The following is a 23,058-nucleotide window of genomic DNA, read 5'->3' as shown; positions in this document are numbered from 1 at the left end:
CTCTACCCTGGTCGCGTGGCTGTGGAGTCCGTTTTCGACAGGTTGGAGCCCTTGCTGCCGCGGGTTTCCAAGCCCGTGCAGTACGTGGGCGGCGAGCTCAACTCGAGCGTGAAGGCGTGGGAGGACGCCACCGTCCGGTGGTGCCTCATGTACCCCGACGCCTACGAGGTCGGGCTGCCGAACCAGGGCGTCCAGATCCTCTACGAGGTGCTCAACGAGCAGGCCGACGTGCTGGCCGAGCGCACCTACGCCGTGTGGCCGGACCTCGAAGAGCTGATGCGCGAGCACGGCATCCCGCAGTTCACCGTGGACGCGCACCGGCCGGTGGGCGCCTTCGACGTCCTGGGCGTCAGCTTCGCCACCGAGCTGGGCTACACGAACCTGCTCAGCGCGCTGGACCTGGCGGGCATCCCGCTGCACGCGGTGGACCGCACCGACGACCACCCGATCGTGCTGGCCGGCGGGCACGCCGCGTTCAACCCCGAACCGATCGCCGACTTCCTCGACGCCGCCGTGCTCGGCGACGGCGAGGAAGCCGTCCTGGAGATCACCGAGGCGATCCGCCGCTGGAAGGGCGAGGGCTGCCCGGGTGGGCGTGACGAGCTGCTGATGCGGCTGGCCGAGTCCGGCGGCGTCTACGTCCCCAAGTTCTACGACGTCTCCTACGGCGCGGATGGTGCGATCACCGACGTCGTGCCCCGCTGCGAGCGCGCACCGCACCGGGTGTTCAAGCGCACCACGATGGAGCTCGACGACTGGCCGTACCCGAAGCAGCCGCTGGTCCCGCTGGCCGAGAGCGTGCACGAGCGGATGAGCGTGGAGATCTTCCGCGGCTGCACCCGGGGTTGCCGCTTCTGCCAGGCCGGCATGATCACCCGTCCGGTGCGCGAACGCTCCATCGAGGGCATCGGCGAGATGGTCCAGCGGGGGCTGGAGAACACCGGCTTCGAGGAGGTCGGCCTGCTGTCGCTGTCCTCCGCCGACCACTCCGAGATCGCCGAGATCACCAAGGGCCTCGCGGACCGCTACGAGGGCACCAACACCGGCCTGTCGCTGCCGTCGACCCGGGTCGACGCCTTCAACATCGACCTGGCGAACGAGCTGTCCCGCAACGGCCGCCGCTCGGGGCTGACCTTCGCGCCCGAGGGCGGCAGCGAGCGGATCCGCCGGGTGATCAACAAGATGGTCTCCGAGGAGGACCTGATCCGCACGGTCTCGGCGGCCTTCGCCAACGGCTGGCGGCAGGTCAAGTTGTACTTCATGTGCGGTCTGCCCACCGAGGAGGACTCCGACGTCCTGCAGATCGCCGAGATGGCCAAGGAGGTCATCCGCGCGGGTCGCGCGGCTTCCGGGCGCAAGGACATCCGGTGCACGATCTCCATCGGCGGGTTCGTGCCCAAGCCGCACACCCCGTTCCAGTGGGCCTCGCAGACCGATCCCGAGACCATCGACGACCGGCTGCGCAAGCTCCGCGAGGCGATCAACACCGACCGCTCGCTGGGCCGCAACATCGGCATGCGCTACCACGACGGCAAGCCCTCGCTGGTCGAAGGCCTGCTCTCGCGCGGTGACCGCAGGCTCGGCCGGGTGATCGAACGCGTGTGGCGCGAGGGCGGCCGGTTCGACGGCTGGAACGAGCACTTCTCCTACGAGCGCTGGGTGGACTGCGCCGAGGCCGAGCTCGCGGAGTTCGGCGTCGACCTGGCCTGGTTCACCACCCGCGAGCGCACCGAGAACGAGGTCCTGCCCTGGGACCACCTGGACTCCGGGCTGGACAAGGAGTGGCTGTGGGCGGACTGGCAGGACGCCCTCGACGCCCGTGAGCAGGACGACTGCCGGTGGACGCCGTGCTTCGACTGCGGCGTGTGCCCGACCATGGGCACCGACATCGAGGTGGGCCCGACCGGGCGAAAACTGCTCCCGATCTCACCGGTCGGACAGGGCTCGCCGGTGCAGAACCCGGCCTTCACCCAGGGCTGATCTGCGCTTCCCGCGGCGGCGCGCACGACCGCGCACGGACGTGCGCGCCACTACTGGCCGGGTACGGTCCAAGATGAAAAAACTTCCCGCGGGTGTTGTCACCGCGCGGTTGAGCGAGCAAGCATCGACATCGTGAGCGGTCCGGGGGCCGGCGGTGACGATCATGGTCGGGGAGGCATTCTGAGTAGGCGAGATCACCCCAATCCTTCGGCGCCGCCGGTGCAGAAGCTGCGCGTGCGCTACGCCAAGAGGGGCAGGCTGCGGTTCACCTCGCACCGCGACGTGGCGCGCACCTTCGAGCGCGCGCTGCGCCGGGCCGGCGTCCCGATGGCCTACTCCCAAGGCTTCAGCCCTCACCCGAAGGTGTCGTGGGCCGGAGCAGTGCCGACAGGCGTGTCCAGCGAGGCCGAGTACGTCGAGCTGCAGCTGGTGGAAGAGGTCGACCCCGAGGCGCTGCGCGTGGAGCTCGACACCGCGCTGCCCGACGGGATCGACCTGCTCCAAGCGGTCCAGGCACGTCCCGGAGCGCTCGCTGATCGGCTCGAGGTCAGCAAGTGGCGCATCGACGTGCCCGGCACCGGTGTGGACGAGCTGCGCCGGGCCGCGCAGCAGCTGATGGACGCTGAAAGTGCCCTGGTCGAGCGCATGACCAAGGACGGCAGGCGCACCATCGACGCCCGCTCCGCGCTGCTCAGCGCCGAGGTCTGGGAGGGTCGTCGGCCGATTGCGCAGCGTGATCAAACTCGCGACGCGACCGCCCGGGTGGACGATTGGCCCGAGGCGTCCGCACCGTATGGGATACTCGTAACGGTCGTGCGGCAGACAACACCCGTCGTACGGCCCGACGACGTACTGAGCGCCCTGCGTGTCGTCGCCGGTCTGGCACCGTCGGCCGCCGTGAGCGCGACCCGGCTGGAACAGGGTCGGCTCGACGACGGGGGAGGCATTGCCGACCCGTTGGCCCAGGACTCAGACGGCGACCGGACTCCGGCGGGAGAGCCCGCGGGCGGGTGACGGACGGCGTGACGTCGTCGACCCGCCGTACGGCTTCCCGGCCTGCAGGGTCCGGGGCGGAGGGGACCACGAAGAATTGCCGTCGCCTGCGGGCGGCGGAGACAAGAAGATCGCACATGCCTCTGTGCGGCCGCGTCCACCCGGACGCGCCCGGGGGCGGAGGAGCTGGATGTTGAACATGGACACGCCCGCTGGGAACAACGCCAGCGGGCAATCGCCCACACCTACCCAGGAGGAGCAGGGCACGATCGAGCTGCCCGCCAAGCTCAGGGTCCACGCACTGGCCAAGCTGCTGGGCGCCAGCAGCCGGGAGGTCATCAAGGCGCTCGACGAGATCGGTGAGCCCGTCCGCAGCGCTCAGTCGAACATCAACCGGGACGTCGCCCTGCGCGTCGTGCAGACGCTGAACCCGGAGATGGTCGCCGAGGAAGGCGAGGACGCGGCCGAGTCCGCTCCCGCCTCCGAAGAGGCCGCCGGGACCACCGCGTCCGGGACCACCGGGGCGTCAGAGGCCACCGGGGCGTCAGAGGCCACCGGGGCGGCCGGGACCACCGGGGCGTCAGAGGCCACAGGGGCGGCCGGGACCACCGGAGCGTCAAAGACCGCTCAGGCGGCCGGGGCGGCCGAGACCGCTCAGGCGGCCGAGAGCGAGCAGAGCCCCGGGGTGCCCGCTGCGGACTTCACCCCGGCCCAGGCGGCCGACGCGCAGGAGCCCGCCTCCGCAGGCCTGACACCGATGTTCGCGGCCCCGGAGGCGATGTTCCTGCCCCCGCAGCCGCCGGCGCAGCAGCCCGCTCCGGCCAAGCCTGAACCCGAGCCCGAAGCCGAGGCGGAGTCCACCGAGGAGCCCGCGGAGAAGTCCGCCTCCGACGAGGGCCGCACCGAGTCGTCGAGCGAGGGCGACGAGGAGTCGGGTGATGCCGGTGGCCGCCGTCGTCGCCGCCGCGGTCGTCGCGGACGCGGTCGTGGCCGCGGAGCCGACTCCGACACTGAGACCGGTGGCGAGGACGGCTCCGAGGACACCCGGTCCGAGACCACCCAGACCGACTCCTCGGGCGAGAGCTCGGAGGAGTCCGCAGACGAGCAGTCCTCCGACTCCGAAGGCCCGTCGGAGGGCACCCGCCGTCGTCGCCGTCGTCGCCGCCGCAAGGGCTCGTCCGACGACGAGAGCGGTACCCGCGAGGACGACCCGCCGAACACGGTGGTGCACGTCCGCGAGCCCGCGCCCGAGCCGTCGCGGCAGGACTCCAGCGATGACGAGGTCCGCGCGGTCAAGGGTTCGACCCGCCTGGAGGCCAAGCGCCAGCGCCGCCGGGACGGCCGCGAGGCCGGTCGCCGCCGCGCTCCGGTGCTGTCGGAGTCGGAGTTCCTGGCCCGCCGCGAGTCGGTCGACCGCAAGATGGTCGTCCGCCAGAACGGCGAGCAGACCCAGATCGCGGTCCTCGAGGACAACGTCCTCGTCGAGAACTTCGTGACCTCCTCGGGCAGCGGCTCGCTGGTCGGCAACGTCTACCTGGGCCGCGTGCAGAACGTGCTGCCCAGCATGGAGGCCGCCTTCGTCGACATCGGCCGGGGCCGCAACGCGGTCCTCTACGCCGGTGAGGTCGACTGGGACGCCGCCGGGCTGGCGGGCAAGGCCCGTCGCATCGAGCAGGCGCTGCAGACCGGCGACAGCGTCCTGGTTCAGGTCACCAAGGACCCGGTCGGCCACAAGGGCGCGCGCCTGACCACCCAGATCAGCCTGCCCGGCCGGTTCCTGGTCTACGTGCCCGGCGGTGGTGCCACCGGCATCAGCCGCAAGCTGCCCGACACCGAGCGCAAGCGGCTCAAGGAGATCCTCAAGCGGATCGTGCCGGAGAACGCCGGCGTGATCATCCGCACCGCCTCCGAGGGCACCAGCGAGGAAGCCCTGGACCGCGATGTGCGGCGGCTGCAGGCGCAGTGGGAGGTCATCAAGGAGAAGTCGGAGAGCTCCGGCGCGAACGCCCCGCAGCTGCTCTACGAGGAGCCCGACCTGCTGATCAAGGTCGTCCGCGACCTGTTCACCGAGGACTTCTCGTCGATGACCATCCAGGGCAACGACGCGTGGGAGACGATCGAGGCCTACGTCCAGCACGTCGCGCCCGACCTGGCCGACCGGCTGGAGAAGCACGTCGGCAAGAACGACGTCTTCCACGAGAAGCGGATCAACGAGCAGATCGCCAAGGCCCTGGACCGCAAGGTCTGGCTGCCCTCCGGCGGTTACCTCGTGATCGACCGCACCGAGGCCATGACGGTGATCGACGTCAACACCGGCAAGTTCACCGGTTCCGGGGGCAACCTCGAGGAGACGGTCACCCGCAACAACCTCGAAGCGGCCGAGGAGATCGTCCGCCAGCTCCGGCTGCGCGACATCGGCGGCATCATCGTCATCGACTTCATCGACATGGTGCTCGAGTCCAACCGCGACCTGGTGCTGCGGCGCCTCACCGAGTGCCTGGGCCGCGACCGCACCCGCCACCAGGTCGCCGAGGTGACCTCGCTGGGCCTGGTGCAGATGACCCGCAAGCGGGTCGGTACCGGCCTGCTGGAGGCCTACAGCAGCACCTGCGAGCACTGCCGCGGGCGCGGCCTGATGGTCTCCACCGAGCCGATCACCCACCAGCACGGCAACAGCGGTGGCGGCGGCCAGAACGGTGGCGGCAACGGCGGTGGCCGCCGCAACCGCAACCGGGGCAAGCAGCAGGACACCGAGCAGCAGGCCTCGGAGACGAAGACCGACCAGAAGGCCGAGGCCAAGCAGCAGCAGAAGGTCGAGGAGTCCAAGCCCGAGCGCAAGGCCGAGGCCGAGCAGGAGCCGAAGGCGGAGCCCAAGGCCGAGCCCAAGGCCGAGCCCAAGGCCGAGGCCAAGCCGGAGCAGGAGCAGAAGCCCCAGCCCAAGGCCGAGCAGGAGCCGAAGGCGGAGGAGCGCAAGCCCGAGCCCAAGGCCGAAGCCAAGCAGCAGCAGAAGGCCGAGGAGCCCAAGACCGAGGCGAAGCCCGAGCCGGTCGAGACGACCGAGAAGGCCGAGCCCGCTGCCGCGAAGCAGCAGGTCAGCGAGGCCCCGGCGGCCCCGGTCGCGACGCAGCCGGAGCCGGACGCCGCGCAGGAGCCCTCAGCCAACGGCACCCGTCCCCGCCGGAAGGCCGTCCGGTCGGCCGGCAGCGCGGGGACTCCGGCCCAGCCGTTGGTGGTTTCCAAGCCGGCTCAGCCGCAGGCCACCGACGACGGCCTCGCCAACGTCGAGCCGGCCGCCCCGGCCCGCCGGGTGCGGCGCCGCGCGGTCTCGCGTCCGTCCGGTCCACCGGTCGAGGACTGACCCGATCCCCGCTGCAGATGGCCGATCCGTTCAAGAACGGGTCGGCCATCTGCGCTTAGCGTCGGCGTATGACTCGTTGCACACCTCAGCGCCTGGCCGACGCCGAGCACTTCATCTGGCTCACCGCGCGGGTGCTCGAACAACGCCGCTTCGAACACCTCCACGCCGGTGGCCCGGCTGAGCCGGTGCGCACCGCGCTGGAGGCCTACCGCTGCGCCGACGGCGGCTACGGCTACGGCCTCGAGCCCGACGCGCGCGGCCCGATCAGCCAGCCGCTGCAGACCTGGACGGCGCTGACGACCCTCGACGAGATCGGGTGCTGCGCTGAAGCCGCTCCGGGCATCTGCGACCACCTCACCACGATCACCCGGCCCGACGGCGGCGTCCCGGGCGGTGACGTCCGGCTGCGGGACTACCCGCACGCCCCGTGGATCCCCGTCGCCGAGGAGCCCGAGGGCATGCTGCTGACCACCGCGCTGCTGGCCGGTGTGCTGCACAAGAACGCCGTCGAGCACCCCTGGCTGGCGGGCGCCACCGACTTCTGCTGGAAGCGCGTCGACGCGCTCACCGAGACCCACCCGTACGAGGCCACCGCCGCGATCGCGTTCCTCGACCACGTGCCCGACAGGGACCGCGCCCGTCGGACCGCGGCCCGGATCGGCGCGATGATCCGCGAAGCCGGGTACGTGCTGCTCGACCCCGACCACCCCGAGCAGGCGCGGGTGGCCCCGGGTTACGCCTCCGGCGAGGTCCCCGGGGTCTGCGACTACGCGGCGAGCCCGACGAGCCTGGCGCGGGAGTGGTTCACCGACGCCGAGGTCGAGCGGGGGCTGGACCACCTGGCAGCCCAGCAGCGCGAGGACGGCGGGTGGCCGATCCACTGGCGGGAGTGGTCGCCGAGCACCGCCCTGGAGGGCAGGCCGCGGGTCACGCTCGACGCGCTGCGGGTGCTCCAGGCCTACGACGAGGCGAAGTAGCGCTTCGGCGTCGTGCCGGACAACCTGCGGAACTCCCTGGTCAGGTGGGCCTGGTCGGCGTAGCCGCAGTGGTGGGCGAGGTCCGCGAGGCCGCCTCGGCCGCCGCTGCGCGCGGCCCGCTGGAACCGCAGCACGCCGACGAGCGTCTGCGGCCCGTACCCGACCGCGTCACCGATCCGCCGCCGCAGCTGCCGCTCGGACACCCCGATGCGGCTCGCCAGAGCGGAGATCGAGGGAGGTCGCGGGTCGTCCAGCGCGGCCACGGCTGCGGCCGCGGCCCGGTCCGGCTCCCACTCGGCCAGCCGCTGCCGGGCGAACTCCACGAGCAGCGCGGGGTCCGGGGCGGAACGGTCACCGAGCTGCTCGGCGAGCGCTCGTCCCCGGGAGCCCCAGACCTCGACGGCGTCGAGCCGCTGGTCCCGCACCTCACCGGCCGGGATGCCGAGCAGCAACCGCGCCATCCCGGGCCGTGCCCGGATCCCGACGACCGCCTTCCCGGTCTCCAGGTCCGACACCCACGACCCGGTGTCCGGCCCCACGAGCTCGCAACGGCCGGAGCGCCAGACCAGGTCCACGCACCCGTCGGGCACGACCAGCTGCGCGCCACCGTGCACGTCCCGGTGCCCCCACACGCACGCGACGAGACCCCGCAGTTCGGCGGGGGGTGCCGCTTCCCAGTACCCCACGGCACCCAGTGTGCGGCCTCACCCCGACACAGGCGCCGGGAACGCAGCGAGCCCCCGGTCCGCTGCGGGACCGGGGGCTCGCGCGACCGGGGTCAGTTCTCGTCGCTGCCGAACTCCGGGACGTCCGTCCGCTCGTCGGAGCTGGGCATGCCACCCGGCAGCACCAGGCCCTGCGTGAGCGGGCCGGGTGACCACAGACCCGAGTGCGTCTCGGTGTGGAGCTCCAGCGCCTTCGACGCCGGCAGGGCGTTCGGTGTGTAGGGGTGCACCTCGTACAGCGAGCCCCAGTCCTTCTGCGGGTCGTTCTCCATGTACGTCGGCAGGTTCCGGGCGCTGGAGGACACCGTCAGCCAGCCGAACGGTCCGCCGGCGTCCGGCGAGGACCAGCCCGCACCGGTGTCCCGGACCTGCTCGCCACCGCTGACCCGGAACCTCGGGATCTCGGCGATGCCGTTGTACAAGCCCGAGATCTCCAGGCACGGGTGCACCAGCCCGGCGGGCCACTCCACGAACGTCGGGTCGTCGCCGACGAACCGGGTGAGCTGCGTCAGCTTCGGCACGCGCGGCGCCGACACCGCCAGCCACCCGGTCTGGCCCAGCGACTGGTCGACGAGCACCATCCGCAGCTTCGTGGCGTCCTCGGCCTCACCACCGAGCATGTAGCGGTGATCGCGCCACCCCGGCGGCGGGCCCTGCTGGACCGGGTAGCGGTGCGTGACCTGGAAGCCCTGCGGCGTGTCCTTGCCCAGCTCGAAGTAGACCTGGTTGGCACCCGACTCCGCGCCGGCGATGCTCACCGCGACCGGCAGCTTGCCGCTCTTGGCCTCCGCCGGGATGTCGTACCAAGGGGTGCGCAGTTCGCCGGTGCCCCGGCCTTCCTCCTCGTAGCTGCCCCACACCGGGGCCTCTGGTCCGCCGAACTGGTTCGGCGGACGCCAGTTCGGCGAGTCGGGCGAGGACTCGTCGGTCGGCGGCACGCCCGGGTCGGTGAACCCGACCTGCTTGGGCTGCAGGTACTGCTCCGCGTTCTCCTGGTTCGCCAGTCGCTGCGGCGGCAGCTGCAGGTCGGGTCGCTTCGCGGGTGCGGCCTTCGTCGGTTGCTGCGCCGACGCCTTCAGCACGCCCTCGCGCGGGTTGGTCTCCACCCCGACCGCGTCGGACAGCCCGCAGCTGCTCTGGGTGAGCTGCTTGATGTTGTCGGTGCCCAGCGTGTAGCTGTGCCCCTGCGCGACGATGCCCTTGCCGAACGCGGCGAGCTCACCGAGCACCAGCAGCGCGCACAGCACCGACAGCGGAGCCGTGCCCCAGCGCAACGCGAGGTTGCGCTTCTCCTTGGCGTGGAAGCTCTCGTCGACGACCTTCGGGTTGCGCTCGTCGATCCGCAGGTGCTCGACCACGGCCACCACGGCGGTGATCGCGGCGAGCCCCAGGATCAACGTGCTGGCCCGGTAGCCCTTGATCGACGGTGGCTTGTCGAACCACGGGACGCCCCAGCCGGAGACGTACCACCACGCGTTCGGGCCGGTGGCGGCGAAGGCCAGGATCACCAGCAGGCCGGTCACGAACGCCATCCGGTTGCGTCGCGAGCGCAGCACCGTGGTGCTCGTGGCCAGCGCCGTGAGCGCCGCCAGGGCACCGCCGACCGCGGCGAAGATGCCGAAGTGGTGGGTGTGCTTGGTGGGGGTCAGGGCCAGCACCGCGAAGGACATCGCGGCCACCGCGAGCAGGCGCCTGCTCGGGCCCAGTCCCGCGCCGCGGATCCGGCCGCGGCGCAGCAGCACGACGCCGCAGGTCACCACGCACAAGATCACCAGAAGCACGGGGAACCGCCTGCTCAGCGACCCGTCCGCGCTCTCGCTGAACAGCATCAGGTAGCGGCTGAGCTCCTCGTACCAGTGCCCGTTGGGGCCGAAGGTGGTCTTGAGCTCCATCGCGTCCATCACCGAACGCCACGTCTGGTCGTAGAAGACCAGCGTGAGGATCACGAACCCGGACGCGGACAGCGGGGCGAGCACCGGGAGCCAGCCGAACTCCTGGGCTCGCTTGCGCACCATCCGGTGCAGCGGCTTGAACCCGGCCACGTAGGGGAGCACGGCGATCAGACCGTGCGGGTTCACGCCCACCGACAGCGCGGCGGCGACCAGGCCCAGGGCGGCGGGCGTCAGCCTCTCGGTGGCCACCGCACGCTCCACCGCGCACAGCGCCAGCAGCGAGAACAGCACCACGACCGGCTCGGCGCGCAGGCCGTTGTTGTAGGGCAGCCAGAAGGCGAGGAACACGGCGGCAGCGGCCCAACCCGCGGCGTGCGAGCGCCGCACCTGCTGGCCCAGCCGGGGCAGGACCTCGCGGGAGATCAGCAACCAGCTGATGATGCCCATCAGCAGGGCCGGCAACCGCACCCACGGGGTCGCGGTCGAGACGCGCACCCACAACGAGTAGACCTCGTAGAACCAGCCGAACGGTGATTCCGGGTTGGCGAACCACCGGTAGTAGTTGCTGACGTACCCGGCGCTCTGCTCCGAGCGCACCATGCTCAGCACGTAGCCGTCGTCGGAGGTCATCGCCCCGATCAGCCACCAGATGCCCAGCGCCACGAAGACCGAGAGATCGCGCAGCGTCGGCCGCCACCAGCGTCGTGGAGCCAGCCGTGGTGCTCGTCGGCCGGCCAGCACGTCCAGTCGGCGCAGGCACAGCACCGAGCCGATGAACGAGGCCAGGGTCAGCAGGATGACGACCGTCTTCAGCGGCGTGGCCCACGAGCTGAACCGGTTGTCCACCCGGGCCTGGAAGTCCAGGCCGCGGACGTCGTCACGACCGTCCTCGAGCCCGGAGTAGATGCCGGTCACCTGCGGGCGCTGGTCGCCGGTCAGGTTGACCCACCGCTCGCCGCCGACGGAGGCCTTGGTGCCCGCGGCGTCGGCGCGCACCTCCAGGGTGCAGTCACCGGTGGGCAGCGGCGTGGTGCCGACCTGCTGGCCCTTGTTGTAGAGCTCCGCCTGCCCGTCGCGGACCTGCATCACCAGACCGGTGAGCTGACCCGAATCCGAATCGGGCGAGTTGGTGCTCAGCAGAAGACCGGGGCCTTCGGAGCGCGCGTCGAGACTCCTCGCCGAGGCGCACGGGATCTTCGCGTCCAGCCACACCGGTTCGTAGGTCACCAGTGGGGCGGAAACGGGTTTCGTCCCTTCCGCCGTCGGCCACCGCAACGTCCCCACCTTGTGGTTGACGGGGAGGAACGGAACCATGAGCGCCAACACGGTGCCGACCAGCCCGAGGAGCGTGGCGAGCAACCGCAATTTCTTCGCCGACTCTTGCTGCACGGGGGAGACCCTACGTGCGATGACGGGGTGTGTTCTGCCGCCCCCCGCCCTATTTCGCAAATGCGTCAGGTATTGGGCAATGGCGGTGTCAGGATCTCGTTACCGCGCTGTGTTCCGAATTGAAATGTTCCGTCACGATGCGTGTTGTCCGGCATTTCTGGTCTGGTCCGCCACCAGCACTGTCACATCGTGTTCCCGGCCCGTCCGGTGCAGCACGAGTTCCGCCAGAAGACCTAACGAGACCATCTGCACACCGAGAATTTCCAACAGGATCCCGAGCGTCAGCAGTGGGCGCGTTCCGATCGATTCCTCGGTGAACAACCACACCCCGGTCAGGTGCACCAGCACCAGGGTTCCGAGCGTTTCGGCGATCATGCCGAGCCCGCCGAACAGGTGCGCCGGACGACGCCCGTAGCGGGTCAGCGCCATGACCGTGAGCAGGTCCAGCGCACCCCGCGCGTAGCGCTCCAGCCCGTACTTGGACACCCCGTGCTGCCGGGGGCGGTGTTTGACCGTGCGTTCCACGACCCGGTAGCCCAGCTGGTGCGCCAGCGCCGGGATGTAGCGGTGCAGCTCGCCGTACAGCGGAACCCGCCGGTACACCTCGGTGCGCGCGGCCTTGAGCCCGCAGTTGTGGTCCGACAGCCGCAACCCGGTGATCAAGCCGGTGATCCAGTTGAACACCTTCGACGGCAGCCGCTTGCCCAGCGGGTCCTTGCGCTGCGCCTTGTGCCCGCTGACCAGGTCCGCCCCGTCGTCGAGCTCGGCCAGCAACCGCGGGATCTCGGCCGGGTCGTCCTGCAGGTCGGCGTCCAGGGTGACCACCAGCTCGCCGCGCAGCTGGGCGACTCCGGCCGCCAGCGCAGCGGCCTTGCCGAAGTTCCGGCGCAGCCGGATGCCCCGGATCCGCGGGTCCCGCGCGGCGTGCTCGGTGATGACCCGCCAGCTGTCGTCGCTGCTGCCGTCGTCGACGACCACCAGCTCCCACGCGCGGTGCTGGCCGTCCATGGCCTGCTGGACCTGGGCGATCAGCTCGGGCAGGCTGTCGCGTTCGTCCTTGGCCGGTGCCAGCAGGGAGACGTGCGGAACGCTCATCGCGCCACCTGCGGTTTCTCGGTCAGCGGCCGGATCCACCAGCCGTCGGGGAACTGGAAGGCCACGCGCAGAAGGCCCGGTCGCGCCGGGGCGACGGCCTGGAACCCGAGCCCGCTCTCGATGCCCGGTGTGGCCGCCTCGGCGTCCGAGCGCGGGAGGTCGACCACGCCACCGCCGACGACCGTCCCCTCCTGGTCGAGCACCGCCACGCAGCGGGCGCGTTCGATCCCCGAGATCGCCCAGCCCTCGAGCATCCGCGCGCCGCCCTGGACCTGGTCGGTCTCGACGTTGAGCACGACGTCCCGGCCGTCCGGGCGCGGTTCGCGCAGGGAGTCGACGCTGGGGGAGCGCCAGCCCGCGGTGCTGACCCGGTCGTCGACGGTGAGCCCGTCCGGGCAGCCCAGCGAGAACGTGGGGGAGAAGGGGTAGTGCCCGAGCGCCCGCAACCGCGGCAGCAGCGCGCCGGGCGAGGGGAACCGGTCGGTGAAGGCGTCCGGGTGCCCGATCCGCGCGGCCACCGCCAGCAGCTGTTGGCGGGGCGCGTCGGCCCGCACGCTCTGCGCCATCGGCGCGCCGAGGGCGACCGTGGCCAGCACCGTGCCGCCCACCGCTACCGCGCGGAACCGAGGCCAGCGCGCCCAGGCCACGACGATGACCAGCACCGCGATCCACAGCGCCGCGGCCATGCTGTTGTAGCGGCTCTGCAGGCCGGCCGACTCGCCGAACGCCGCCCGCGAACCGGAGATCATCACCGCGCAGCCCAGCGCGTGCAGCGCGAGCCCCCACCACGGCGCGGCGACCCGGCGCTCGGACTCGCTCTGGTGCACGTGCAGCACCAGCACGCCGAGACCGGCCACTCCCGCCAGCAGTGCGACCGACGGTTCGGTGCCGGTCCACACCATGCCGAGCATGCTCAGCCCGGCCAGCAGCGCCTGCGCCGGGTCGTCGGTCGGCGAGTCCCCGCCGCCGCCCTGCGGCCCGCGCAGCACCAGCCACGTCGCGACCACCACGAAGCCGACCACCAGCGGCGTCGCGATCCACTTCCGCCGGTCCCCGCGCAGCCAGGCGACCAGCGCCAGCGCCGGCCACACCGCGAAGGAGGTGCCGTAGCTGATCGAGGCCAGGAGGCCCAGAACCACTGCGACCACCCGGCGCCCCCGGTGTGCCGCGAGCAGCGCGCCCAGCACCAGCAGCATCGCCAGGACCCACGAGGCGCCGCTCATCGAGCGCACGTAGTTGTGGATGCCGTGCGGGTTGAACACCAGCGTCGAGGTCGCCGCGACCAGGCCGGCCCGCTGCCAGGCGGTCAGGTGCCGCGGCAGCATCAGCGCGACCAGCAGCACGCACCCGACGCCCATCGCCAGCACCACCAGGCCGAGCGGCTGGTTGAGGCCGTGGCCGAAGCGGGCGCTGAGCCAGAACAGCAGGCTCGGCAGCACGAAGGGGTGCTCGTTGCGGAAGCCCACCAGCGCTTCCGGCCGCAGCGAGCCGTCGGCGTCGGTGATGTCGAGCAGCACCCACCAGTAGTCGTAGAAGTGCATCTGCGGGTAGCGCAGGACCTCCCGCAGCATCATCAGCGGCGGCACGACCGCCGACAGCGCCAGCAGGAGCGGACCGAAGCGCCGCGCGAGCCCCGGCAGCGGTGGTGTCGAGGGCGCCGGGGCCTGGCGGCCGGTCTCCGAAGCGGTGTTGGTCACTCTGCGTTTCCCCAGATCATCACGAGCGGCGACCGACGGTAGCAAGAGCAGGTCACGACGAGGGGTGGAACGGGGTGACCCGGCCGGAACCCGCCACGGGACGGGGCGGTTCGCCGAGCGCGGACGAGCTCGCTTATGCTGTCCCGGCTCGCCCGTCAGCGCGGGGTCCGCGAGGATCCGCACTGGTGGCCGCCCCTGTCGATCGGGGGTGGAGACCCGGTCTGTATGATGGGTGAGAACTTCTCGCCGCCGGACGGGCGGAGAGATGAAACGCCTGTTTCGAGTGCGGCCCCGCGCGGTCCTCGCTGCTGAGACAGGAACCCACCGAGACGCTGCACCGGCGGCGTGGTAGGAAGCCCGGTCCTCGTGGCTGGGCGGACGTCCGCCGCACACTGGTGAATTAGCGAAACCGAGCAGCAGGAGACTTCCGACTCATGTACGCGATCGTCAAGACCGGCGGCAAGCAGTACAAGGTGGCTGTCGGGGACGTCGTCCAGGTCGAGAAGCTCGATGGCGAGCTGGGCTCCGAGGTCGCGCTCCCGGCGGTTCTGGTCGTCGATGGCTCCGAGGTCACGACCGACGCCGACGCGCTGGCCAAGGTGTCGGTCACCGGCGAGCTGGTCGAGCAGACCAAGGGCCCCAAGATCCGCATCCACAAGTTCAAGAACAAGACCGGCTACCAGAAGCGCCAGGGTCACCGTCAGAAGCTGACCCGCGTGAAGGTCACCGGCATCAACAAGTGAGGACCTGAGTAGTCATGGCACACAAGAAGGGCGCATCCAGCTCTCGGAACGGCCGCGACTCGAACCCCAAGTACCTCGGGGTGAAGCGCTACGGCGGCCAGGTCGTCAAGGCCGGTGAAATCCTGATCCGCCAGCGTGGGACCAAGTTCCACCCGGGTCTGAACGTCGGCCGCGGCAAGGACGACACCCTGTTCGCGCTGTCCGCCGGAACCGTCGAGTTCGGGCGTTACCGCGGCCGCAAGGCCGTCAGCGTGCAGTCGGTCGAGGCCTGACCCGGCTCTCGACGCAGGCCAGCAACTTCCCGGCGAGGGGCGGAAACCGGCATGTCCGGACCGCCCCTCGCTTTGTGCGTCGTCCTGGGTGAGCTGCGCCGCGGCCGGGAAGCGCACGCGCTCCGTCGCTGTTGCACTCGTCGAGAGCACCACCCGCCGGGCCCCGGCTCGGCTTGATCTTCCTGGAGGCATTCGTGTCGCGGTTCGTCGACCGCGTGACCATCAACGTCGCCGCGGGCGACGGGGGAAATGGCTGCGCCTCGGTGCACAGGGAGAAGTTCAAGCCGCTGGGCGGTCCGGACGGCGGCAACGGTGGCAAGGGCGGCGACGTCCAGCTCGTCGTCGACCCCGGCGTGCACACCCTGCTCGACTTCCACTACCGGCCGAACGCGCGCGCGGAGAAGGGCCAACCCGGCAAGGGCGGCCACCGCAACGGCGCGCAGGGCGAAGACCTGGTGCTGCCGGTGCCGGACGGCACCGTGGTGCTCAACCCGGACGGTGAGGTGCTGGCCGACCTGGTCGGACCGGGCACCACGTTCGTCGCGGCGGCCGGCGGCCGCGGTGGCCTGGGCAACGCCGCGCTGGCGTCCAAGGCCCGCAAGGCGCCGGGCTTCGCGCTGCTGGGTGAGCCCGGTGAAGAGCTGGAGCTGGTGCTGGAGCTGAAGTCGGTCGCCGACGTCGGCCTGCTCGGCTTCCCCTCGGCCGGCAAGTCCTCGCTGATCTCGGTGCTCTCAGCCGCCAAGCCCAAGATCGCCGACTACCCGTTCACCACGCTGGTGCCCAACCTCGGCGTGGTCACCGCCGGCGAAACGGTCTTCACCATCGCCGACGTGCCCGGCCTCATCCCGGGCGCCAGCCAGGGACGCGGCCTGGGCCTGGACTTCCTGCGCCACATCGAGCGCTGCGCGGTCCTGGTCCACGTCGTCGACTGCGCGACGCTGGAGCCGAACCGCGACCCGATCTCCGACATCGACGCGCTGGAGAACGAGCTCGCCCAGTACACCCCGGCGCTGGCTGCCGAGCAGGGCGGTGCCGACCTCGGCGACCGCCCGCGCGTGGTGGTGCTGAACAAGATCGACGTGCCGGAGGCCCGCGAGCTCGCCGACTTCGTGCGCGAGGAGGTCGAGCAGCGCGGTTGGCAGGTGTTCGAGGTCTCCACCGCCTCCCGAGAGGGCTTGCGCGAGCTCAGCTTCGCGATGGGTGCCGAGGTCGAGCGCTACCGCGAGACGCTGCCCGAGCCAGAACCGGCGCGCGTGGTCGTGCGGCCGACCGCGGTCGACGACGGTGGGTTCACCGTGGAACCCGACCCGGAGGACGAGGACGCCTTCCTCGTGCGCGGTGAGAAGCCCGAGCGCTGGATCCGCCAGACCGACTTCAACAACAGCGAGGCCGTGGGCTTCCTCGCCGACCGGCTGGCGAAGCTGGGCGTCGAGGACGAGCTGGCCAAGCAGGGCGCCGAGCCGGGCAGCCAGGTCACCATCGGTGACGTGACCTTCGACTGGGAGCCCTCCACTCCCGCCGGGATGGCCAGCGTGCTCGGCCGCCGCGGGCACGACCTGCGGCTGGAGTCCGACGAACGGATCTCAGCACACGAGCGCAAGGCCGCCAGGAAGGCGCGGCGCGGGAGCAGCCTGGACGAGTTCGGCCGCTTCGTCGGAGGCGAGGAGGACGACGAGTGAGCCTCTCGTCGGCCCGGCAGGCGGTCGCTGCAGCGCAGCGGATCGTGGTGAAGGTCGGTTCCTCGTCGTTGACCACCACCGAGGGCGGTCTGGACGCCGAACGGCTGTCCGGCCTGGTGGACACGGTCGCGAAGCGGGTCGCCGCCGGGGGGCAGGTCGTGCTGGTCTCCTCCGGCGCCATCGCGGCGGGCATCGCCCCGATGGGGCTGCGCCGCCGGCCGAAGGACCTGGCGACGCAGCAGGCCGCGGCATCGGTGGGCCAGCTGACGCTCGCGCACGCCTACGCCGAGTCGTTCGCCCGCTTCGACCTCACCGTAGGGCAGGTGCTGCTGACCGCCGAGGACGTGGTGCGCCGCAGCAACTACCGCAACGCCCAGCGCACCCTGAACCGGCTGCTCGGGCTGGGCGTGGTTCCGGTGGTCAACGAGAACGACACGGTGGCCACCACCGAGATCCGCTTCGGTGACAACGACCGCCTCGCCGCGCTGGTCTCGCACCTCGTCGGCGCCGACGCGCTGGTGCTGCTGTCCGATGTGGACGCCCTCTACGACGGGGATCCGCGCAAGGGCGGTTCGACGGTGATCCGCGAGGTCACCGGTGCAGCTGACATGGCCGGTGTCGACGCGGGCAGCGCGGGCGCGTCCGGACTGGGCACCGGCGGCATGGCTTCGAAGGTGGCGGCGGCGAAGGTCGCCTGCACCTCCGGCATCCCGGTGCTGCTGACCTCGTCGGACAACGCGCCCCGAGCGCTGGGCGAGGCGGACGTGGGCACGGCGTTCGCCGCCACCGGCGACCGCCTGTCGGCGCGCCGCTTCTGGCTGGCGCACGCCGCGGGCGCCAACGGTCGTCTCTGGCTCGACGACGGTGCCGTGGCGGCCGTGGTGAAGCGCCGCCGATCGTTGCTGGCGGCCGGGATCACCGCTGTGGAGGGGGCTTTCGACAGCGGCGACGTCGTCGAACTGCTCAACCCCACCAGCAAGGTCGTGGCCCGGGGCGTCGTCGCCTACGACGCGGACGAGCTCCCCGGCCTCATCGGCCGCTCCACGCACGAACTCCCGGCGGAACAGCGCCGGGAAGTGGTGCACGCGGACGACCTCGTCGCCCTCCGCTGACGCCGTCCCGCGCGGGAGGTCCAGTTCGGACCGCCCACGCGGGACGAGGTGTCGTTAGCGCAGCTCGGTGGCCCGGGTCTCCGGGAGGGTGCGGATGACGAAGAAGGCGATCACCGCGCCGACCACGAGGTACCAGAAGAACCCCGTCGAGGCGTCGAACTTGGCGAAGGCCTGGATGACGAGCGGTGCCGTGCCGCCGAAGACGGCGACGGTGAGGTTGTACCAGGCGCCGATGCCCAGACCGCGCAGCTCCGTGGGGAACAGCTCCGACATGATCGCCGGGGCGATCGAGGTCATCGCCGAGTAGAGCCCGACACCCACGCAGAACACCACGAGCAGGTTGCCCAAACCCGGCTTCACCAGCGAGGACAGCGGCACGATGAGGACCGCGACGGCCGCCGACCAGACCAGCAGCTGCGGTTTGCGGCCGTAGCGGTCGGAGGCCGCGCCCAGCGGGTACTGCAGCGCGATGAACAACGCGGTGGCGATGGACAGCGCGAGGAACACGTCGGTCGCGTCAGCGCCCCGGTTCTTCACGGCGAACGGCGTCAGCGCGCTGAAGAACGTGTAGTAGCAGAGCGTCGAGAGCATCGTGAACCCGACGAGCTGCCCGACCGCCTTGGGGTGGTGGCGCAGCGTCTGCAGCAGCGGGTTCTTCAAGGCCTGCGCCTTGGTCTTGTTCTCCTCGTACTGCTCGGTCTCGGCCAGCGTGCGCCGCAGCCACATGCCGATGAGCCCGAGAACTCCGCCGAGGATGAACGGGATCCGCCAGCCGTAGGCCGACAGCTGCTCGTCGCTGAGCACCGAGGTGAGCAGGAAGCCCAGCAGCGAGGCGATGAGCAGCGCGGCTCCGGTGGAGATGTAGAAGAACGACGAGTACCGGCCGCGCCGGGACGCCGGGGCGATCTCAGCCAGGTAGGCCGAGGCGTTCGAGACCTCACCGCCGAGCGAGAGGCCTTGGCCGATGCGGGCGAGGACGAGCAGGATCGACGCCAGCCACCCGATGGTGGCGAAGGTCGGCAGGATGCCGATGATCAACGACCCGCCGGCCATCAGCGAGATCGTCACCAGCATCGCCGTCTTGCGCCCGTGCAGGTCGGCGAAGCGCCCGAGCAGCCAGCCGCCGAGCGGGCGGAAGAAGAACGCGAGCGCGAAGGTCGCCAGCGTGTTGATCAGGGCCCACTCGCCGGGGAAGAACTCGGAGGCGAAGTAGACGCTGAACGCCGTGTAGATGGTCCAGTCGTACCACTCGATGGCGTTGCCGATGCTGGCCGCGACCAGTGTGCGGACTGGTAGCTTGTGCGCCACCGCTTCGTCCTGGGTCATCGCAACCTCCGTGTCGCGCCCGGGAATTGAGGTGTCGACACGGTAAGCGTTCGACCGGGTGGGAGAAAGGTCCGAGTCCGATTTGGGATCACCGGATCCGGATGAACCCGCTCCCGGTTCTCGGGCAGACTGCCCGGATGGTGCGCGAAGTGCCCGACGGCTCCTCGACGTGCTGGTCGGGGAGAATCCGCTCAACGAGCTGCTCCAGGGCCTTCCCGGCACGACCGCCAGCTCCCCGATCCGCGGGAGGACACCCGGTCTGACCTGCGCGCGCTCTGCGCATCGCGGAGGGCGCGCGAGCTCGACGGTGACGACCTCGCCTGCGAGGTGGTGACCGCCGAAGCGGAAGGCGTGGTCGCCCGCGTCGAGTCTCGCCTGGTCGAGCACGCGATGCACGACTCAGTGGTCCCGCCGCTGTGCCTGATCCTGGAGAGGGTGCCGGAGCAGCACCCCGAAACCCCCGAGCAGGCGCGGGATTGCCTGCGGCTGCTGGAGGCGGTCCCGGACTTCCTCGGCCGGAGCGGACAGCGGCACCGGGACGGGGTGCGGGCGGGGCGGCTCCCGGTCGCCCGCCGGGTGCGCGCCGCGACCGACCACGTCGACGCGCACCTGGCCGCACCGCAGGGCGATCCGCTGCGCAAACCCCCGCTGAGCTCGGAGGACGAGCGGAATCGCCTGCTGGAAAAGCGGATCCGGCCCGCGTTCGCGACCTACCGCGAGGGCGTGCGGGGCCTGCCCGGCCGTTCCGACGACGAGCCGGGGTTGGGCTTCCTGCCTGACGGCGAGCGGACCTACGCGTCGTGGGTCCGGATGCACACCACGATCGAGCGCACTCCCCAGGGCTGCACCGGACCGGGCTGGAGCTGCTGGCGGAACTCGACGAGGAGTACGCCGAGATCGGCGCCCGCATCTTCGGCCTGCGCGACGTCGCCGACGTCCACCACCGGGTGCGCACCGATCCGGCGCTGTACTGGTCCAGCGGCCAGGAACTCCTGGACGCCGCGAAAAGCGCCGTGACCAGGGCGGAAGAGGTATCGCCCGGTGGTTCGGCCGGACACCCGAGCAGCGCTGCCGCGTCGCACCGTTCCCCGAGGACCAGGCGCCGGACGCCGTCGGTGCCGCCTACCTCCCAGCAGTGGTCGACCGGTCGCGGCCGGGCACCTACTTCGCCAACACCCAGAGCAGCGGCCCCGCTTCCTCGCCGAGCCGGTGGCGTTCCACGAGGCCGTTCCCGGGCACCACTTCCAGATCAGCCTCGCCCAGCAGCTCATCGACGTCCCGATGATCCGCAAGGTCGCCGGGTTCAACGCCTCCATCGAGGGAGAGGTCTCTACGCCGAGCGGCTGGCCGACGAGATCGGGCGCTACAGCGACGATCTCGGCCGGTGGGGCATGCTCGCGATGGACTCCGCGCGCGCCGCCCGGCTCGTCGTCGACGCCGGGCTGCACGCCTTCGGCTGGACCCGGCCGCAGGTCGTGGACTTCCTGCGAGCCCGCAGTCCCACTGCCGAGGTCGAGGTGCAGCGCGAAACCGACCGCTACATCGGAGCTCCCGGCCAGGCGCTGTCGTACATGGTCGGGCGCTGGGAGTTCCAGCGGTTGCGCGCGCAGGCCGATGTCGACCTGCGCGGCTTCCACGACGGGGTGCTGGCGACCGGCCCGCTGCCGCTGTCGACGCTGGCCGGTGTGTGGCTAGCTGGTCGAGGCGAGGGTGAACGGCAGCACTGCTGGCGCACCGGCCTGACGCAGCACGCGGCCGACGACCGTTGCGGTCCAACCGGTGTCGGCGTAGTCGTCCATCAGCAGCACCGGCCCGTCCAGCTGCGACAACTTCGCCGCCAGCTCCTCGTCGACCTTGAACTGCCGCCACAGCGAGGCGACCCGCTGCGCGCTGTTGGTGGCGCGGTTCGGCGTCGTGTGGGGGTTGGTCAGCACCTCGCCGAGCAGCGGCAACCGGCCGATCCCGGCGATGCGCTCGGCCAGGCTGCGCACCAGCTTCGGCCGGGTCCGCGACCCCAGCGCGACCACACCGACCGGGCGCTGCTCCCACTCCCAGGCGGCGAGCACCTTGATCGCCGCCTGGAACAGGTCGTTGGGCAGCTCCTGGTCAGGTGCGCCGGTGGCCAGCAGTTCGCGCAGCCGGTTGCCCCAGCCGATGTCGGTGAGCCGGCCGATCGCGCGGCCGGTGGTGGCTTGCTCGGACTCGGGCAGCTTCCCGGAGACCTCGACGCCCAGCGCGGACATGCCGCTCGGCCACATCTTGCGGGGTGCGATCTCCACGCCCGGACGCTGCAACCGCTCCTGGGCCTGCTGCACGGCCTGCTCGTCGACCTCGGCGGAGTAGCCGGTCCCGGTGCAGTTGTCGCAGCGCCCGCAGGGTGCCGCGTGCGGATCGTCGAGCTGGCGGCGCAGGAACTCCATCCGGCAGGACGACGTGGTCTGGTACTCGATCATCGCCTTCTGCTCGGACTGGCGCTCGGCCTCGATCCGCTGGTAGCGCTCGGCGTCGTAGTGCCACGGCTCCCCGGTGGCTTCCCAGCCGCCCTTGACCCGCTTCACGGCGCCGTCGACGTCGAGCACCTTGAGCACCATCTCCAGCCGGTTCCGGCCCAGCTCCACGTGCGGTTCCAGGGCGGCGGTGGAGAGCTTGCCGTGCTCGGTCAGCGCGTCCAGCACCGCGCGCACGGTGTGCTCCGGCGGGAACGCCAGCGACGCGAAGTAGCTCCAGATGTCGCGGTCTTCCGGCCCGGGCAGCAGCAGCACGTCGGCGCGCTGCACACCGCGGCCGGCTCGGCCGATCTGCTGGTAGTACGCGATCGGGGAGGAGGGTGCGCCCACGTGCACGACGAAGCCCAGGTCGGACTTGTCGAAGCCCATGCCGAGCGCGGAGGTCGCCACGAGCGCCTTGACCTCGTTGTTCAGCAGGGCGGCCTCGGCCTGTTCCCGCTCGGCCGGATCGGTGCGACCCGAGTAGGCGGCCACCTCGTACCCCTGTTCGCGCAGGTAAGAGGTGATCTCGTGGGCGGTGGCGACGGTGAGCGTGTAGATGATGCCGGAGCCGGTCAGCTCCGCGAGCCGGCCCGCCAGCCAGCCGAGCCGGGCCTGCACCGTGGGCAGCTGCACCACGCCGAGCCGCAGGCTCTCGCGGTCGAGGCTGCCGCGCAGCACCAGCGTCTCCTGCGGGTCGGTGAACTCGCCGCCGACACCGAGCTGCTCCGAGACGTCGGCGACCACCCGGTCGTTGGCGGTGGCCGTGGTGGCCAGCACCGGCACGCCCTCGGGCAGCTCGGTCAGCAGGGTGCGCAGCCGCCGGTAGTCGGGCCGGAAGTCATGGCCCCAGTCGGAGATGCAGTGCGCCTCGTCGACGACCAGCAGCCCGGCGCTCTGGGTGAGCTCGGGCAGGATCGTGTCGCGGAAGTCGGGGTTGTTCAAGCGCTCGGGACTGACCAGCAGCACGTCGACCTCACCTGCGGCGACGCGCTCCTCGATGTCGGCCCACTCCTCGGGGTTGGCCGAGTTGATCGTGGCGGCGTGGACGTCGGCTCCGGCCGCGGCGGCGACCTGGTTGCGCATCAGCGCCAGCAGCGGCGACACGATGACGGTCGGACCTTCGCCGAGCTCGCGCAGCAGCGCGGTGGCGATGAAGTACACGGCCGACTTGCCCCAGCCGGTGCGCTGGACGACCAGGGCGCGACGGCGTTCGACCACCAGGGCGCGGATCGCGGCCCACTGGTCCTCGCGCAGCGCCGCCTGAGGGCCGGCCAGTGCGCGGAGTCGTTCCTCGGCGAGTTCCCGCAGCGCTTCTTCGTCCACGACCCGAT

The 23,058-nt window shown here is 71.3% G+C and carries 15 protein-coding genes and 2 pseudogenes; 11 read left to right on the top strand and 6 right to left on the bottom strand.

The annotated features are described in order from the left end of the window. Positions 1-15: 15 nt before the first annotated feature. From EIL87_RS04385 to EIL87_RS04370, 4 genes are all read left to right on the top strand, one after another. Positions 16-1,980, top strand: a complete 1,965-nt coding sequence (locus tag EIL87_RS04385) for a TIGR03960 family B12-binding radical SAM protein (RefSeq protein WP_125088846.1) — start codon at positions 16-18, stop codon at positions 1,978-1,980. 219 nt (positions 1,981-2,199) lie between these two features. Continuing rightward, positions 2,200-2,994, top strand: a complete 795-nt coding sequence (locus EIL87_RS04380) for a TIGR03936 family radical SAM-associated protein (protein WP_125088845.1) — start codon at positions 2,200-2,202, stop codon at positions 2,992-2,994. 169 nt (positions 2,995-3,163) lie between these two features. Next, positions 3,164-6,331, top strand: a complete 3,168-nt coding sequence (locus tag EIL87_RS04375) for a translation initiation factor IF-2 N-terminal domain-containing protein (RefSeq protein ID WP_125088844.1) — start codon at positions 3,164-3,166, stop codon at positions 6,329-6,331. 68 nt (positions 6,332-6,399) lie between these two features. After that, the gene (locus EIL87_RS04370; RefSeq protein WP_125088843.1) at positions 6,400-7,308 is read left to right on the top strand and encodes a hypothetical protein; all 909 of its coding nucleotides are present in this window, start codon (positions 6,400-6,402) and stop codon (positions 7,306-7,308) included. Here the strand turns inward: EIL87_RS04370 and EIL87_RS04365 are convergent. The 4 genes from EIL87_RS04365 to EIL87_RS04350 form a co-directional block, all read right to left on the bottom strand. Continuing rightward, complete coding sequence (locus EIL87_RS04365; protein ID WP_233576011.1) at positions 7,290-7,994, bottom strand: helix-turn-helix transcriptional regulator; 705 nt, start codon at positions 7,992-7,994, stop codon at positions 7,290-7,292. The two genes, EIL87_RS04370 and EIL87_RS04365, sit on opposite strands and share 19 nt — an antisense overlap. Positions 7,995-8,086: 92 nt before the next feature. Next, positions 8,087-11,314, bottom strand: a complete 3,228-nt coding sequence (locus EIL87_RS04360; protein ID WP_325049394.1) for an arabinosyltransferase domain-containing protein — start codon at positions 11,312-11,314, stop codon at positions 8,087-8,089. A gap of 132 nt (positions 11,315-11,446) precedes the next feature. Next, complete coding sequence (locus tag EIL87_RS04355; protein WP_125088841.1) at positions 11,447-12,409, bottom strand: glycosyltransferase family 2 protein; 963 nt, start codon at positions 12,407-12,409, stop codon at positions 11,447-11,449. Continuing rightward, entirely contained in the window at positions 12,406-14,106 is a 1,701-nt protein-coding gene (locus EIL87_RS04350; protein ID WP_125088840.1) for a hypothetical protein, read from the bottom strand. Before EIL87_RS04350 ends, EIL87_RS04355 begins: the two co-directional genes overlap by 4 nt. A 434-nt stretch (positions 14,107-14,540) precedes the next feature. Between EIL87_RS04350 and rplU the strand changes: the two genes are divergently transcribed. The 4 genes from rplU (at position 14,541) to proB (ending at position 17,912) form a co-directional block, all read left to right on the top strand. After that, positions 14,541-14,849, top strand: a complete 309-nt coding sequence (rplU, locus tag EIL87_RS04345; RefSeq protein ID WP_125088839.1) for a 50S ribosomal protein L21 — start codon at positions 14,541-14,543, stop codon at positions 14,847-14,849. A 14-nt stretch (positions 14,850-14,863) separates the two neighbouring features. After that, positions 14,864-15,121 carry a 50S ribosomal protein L27 gene (rpmA, locus tag EIL87_RS04340; protein WP_125088838.1) on the top strand — a complete coding sequence of 86 codons (258 nt, stop codon included), beginning with the start codon at positions 14,864-14,866 and terminating at the stop codon, positions 15,119-15,121. Between the two features lie 182 nt (positions 15,122-15,303). After that, positions 15,304-16,800, top strand: a complete 1,497-nt coding sequence (gene obgE / locus EIL87_RS04335; protein ID WP_125088948.1) for a GTPase ObgE — start codon at positions 15,304-15,306, stop codon at positions 16,798-16,800. Beyond that, positions 16,797-17,912 (top strand): glutamate 5-kinase, encoded by a 1,116-nt coding sequence (proB, locus tag EIL87_RS04330; RefSeq protein ID WP_125088837.1) that lies wholly within the window; start codon positions 16,797-16,799, stop codon positions 17,910-17,912. The genes obgE and proB overlap by 4 nt, the downstream gene beginning before the upstream one ends. A 54-nt stretch (positions 17,913-17,966) precedes the next feature. Here proB and EIL87_RS04325 read toward each other — a convergent pair whose 3' ends face one another. After that, positions 17,967-19,238, bottom strand: coding sequence for an MFS transporter (locus tag EIL87_RS04325; RefSeq protein ID WP_125088836.1), 1,272 nt, complete (start codon positions 19,236-19,238; stop codon positions 17,967-17,969). Positions 19,239-19,367: 129 nt separating this feature from the next. Between EIL87_RS04325 and EIL87_RS27310 the strand changes: the two genes are divergently transcribed. The 3 genes and pseudogenes from EIL87_RS27310 to EIL87_RS27305 form a co-directional block, all read left to right on the top strand. Continuing rightward, positions 19,368-20,255: a DUF885 family protein gene (locus EIL87_RS27310; protein WP_325049401.1), complete on the top strand. Its 888-nt coding sequence runs from the start codon at positions 19,368-19,370 to the stop codon at positions 20,253-20,255. Positions 20,256-20,279: 24 nt separating this feature from the next. Further along, positions 20,280-20,501, top strand: a pseudogene (locus tag EIL87_RS27820) (hypothetical protein); the annotation flags it as partial. 80 nt (positions 20,502-20,581) lie between these two features. Further along, a pseudogene (locus EIL87_RS27305) lies at positions 20,582-20,860 on the top strand (DUF885 family protein); the annotation flags it as partial. A gap of 69 nt (positions 20,861-20,929) precedes the next feature. Here the strand turns inward: EIL87_RS27305 and EIL87_RS04315 are convergent. Beyond that, the gene (locus EIL87_RS04315) at positions 20,930-23,050 is read right to left on the bottom strand and encodes a RecQ family ATP-dependent DNA helicase (protein ID WP_125088835.1); all 2,121 of its coding nucleotides are present in this window, start codon (positions 23,048-23,050) and stop codon (positions 20,930-20,932) included. Positions 23,051-23,058: the final 8 nt, after the last annotated feature.

The organism is Saccharopolyspora rhizosphaerae (genome assembly GCF_003931915.1).
Lineage (GTDB): Bacteria > Actinomycetota > Actinomycetes > Mycobacteriales > Pseudonocardiaceae > Saccharopolyspora > Saccharopolyspora rhizosphaerae.
Note: the sequence above shows the minus strand (reverse complement) of the source record. Positions and strands in the feature narration are given on the sequence as shown.